At 38.7% G+C, this 1,185-nt stretch carries 1 protein-coding gene; it reads left to right on the forward strand.

From position 1 onward, the window contains the following. The first annotated feature begins 392 nt into the window (after positions 1 to 392). A complete protein-coding gene (locus J2Z37_RS25380; protein WP_209813094.1) occupies positions 393 to 1,094 on the forward strand; it encodes an SDR family NAD(P)-dependent oxidoreductase in 702 nt (233 codons plus the stop codon). Positions 1,095 to 1,185: the final 91 nt, after the last annotated feature.

The raw sequence follows: 1,185 nt of genomic DNA on the forward strand, positions 1-1,185 counted from the left end.
ATTTGGTTTTTTGGTTGTTTTGTCGCTACCAAGTATTGACCAAATTTAACCTACGTATAGCAAAAGTGCGTCGGTTTCGTTCATTATAACTATTTCACCATATTTGGGGCGTTTATTTGAAATAGGGGGAGTTTCTCCCTTTATTCTAATCCACTCAACCACCGTGCTATCGACATCTCATTTAAGTAAGTCCCTTCTTAATCTCTAATGTTCTGCCATGCACCCTCTCTCCTCCCAGCACCTTTAAAACAGTTATATCTACTGTTGGGTATATACTAAATAAAGGTTTAGATAAATAACTTTAAGCTTCTAATATCCAGCGTAATTGACCGTTTCTAATTTTTTTAATATTATAAACAGTAAGTTAAATCATTTGATATAGGAGGATTTGGGTGGATACAGAATTTGCTTTAGCAGGGAAAACCTTAATTGTTACAGGATCATCATCTGGAATTGGAAAAGATTTGGCGATCGGATTATCGAAAACTGGCGCCAATATAGTAGTGTGTGCCACAAATCAAGAGAAGCTTGAACAGACGTATCAAACCATTGCCAACCAAGGTGGAGTTGTACATAAGATAGTCTGTGACATTACAAAAGAAGATCAAGTAAACGAACTTGTTGAACAAACGATCGAAAGATTTGGGTCCATTGACGGGTTAGTGAATAATGCAGGAACTGCAGTTCGCAAAGATATTGTTGATTTAAACCTTGAAGAGTTCCAAAAGATTGTGGAAGTAAATCTGGTTGGAACCTTTATTGTTTCAAAGGCAGTAGGCAAAGTCATGATTGAGCAGGAGCACGGCTCCATTGTGAATGTCAGTTCATTATCCTCAACCGCTACTTTTAAGCGTCTTGGAGCTTATGCAGCGTCAAAGGCGGGAGTAAATTCACTGACAAAAGTGATGGCTTTAGAGTGGGCAAGGTTAGGTGTTAGGGTTAACGCCATTTTGCCGGGGAGAATGTATACGCCAATGATCGATGAACTGATGTCTAAGCCGGAAGAAGTGAAGTATATGATGGAACGGATTCCAATGGGACGGATCGGAAAATCTAGAGAATTAATTGGCGTTGTACAATTTTTATTATCGTAAGCGTCAAACAGCCCACACCTGGTAATTTAGATGAGGGCTGTTAATTTACGTAATGTATTTATTTTGAAGAATTGGCAGCTCGGCAAGCTAA

This window comes from Ammoniphilus resinae (assembly GCF_017873965.1).
GTDB lineage: Bacteria > Bacillota > Bacilli > Aneurinibacillales > RAOX-1 > Ammoniphilus_A > Ammoniphilus_A resinae.